General features: G+C 42.0%; 1 pseudogene. It reads left to right on the forward strand.

Going from position 1 to position 517, the window contains the following annotated elements:
• Positions 1-517: pseudogene (locus HC175_RS17355) on the forward strand (hypothetical protein); the annotation flags it as partial.

Here is a 517-nt window from a genome sequence, read left to right on the forward strand (position 1 = left end):
ACTTACGAGCTGTTGCGTTCCATGATCGAAATAGCCGATGAAGATTCTGAGCTCATAAGAAAGCTAAGAAAGCAGGAACTTCAGAATTTTCAGGCGAAAGAAAGTTATGCCTTCGATTTTGTAGTCGACAGCTCTCAAACTTCAAATCTAAATTTCAAAGGTTATGAAGCAGATCGAATTAAAAGCGAAGTAACGGGTTTTGAAAGATTAAAATACGACACCACTCGTCCCTATACACGCGAGGTTACATATTATGACAGCTTTAAACCCTCCAGGCAGCTTCAAGTACCCCAGGGCTATATCATTCCGCAGGGGTGGTGGGAAGTTTTAGACCTTCTTGAACTTAACGAGGTAAAAATGGTTCCTTTTGATAAGGACACCAGTATGGTTGTGGAAACCTACAGGATCAAGGATTACAAGACCAGCAGCAGGCCGTACGAAGGTCACTATCCCCATACTAATGTGGAAGTGGAAACATTCAACCAGGAAGTGAAAATTCGAAAAGGAGATGTGTTTG

Source organism: Salinimicrobium oceani, assembly GCF_012037645.1.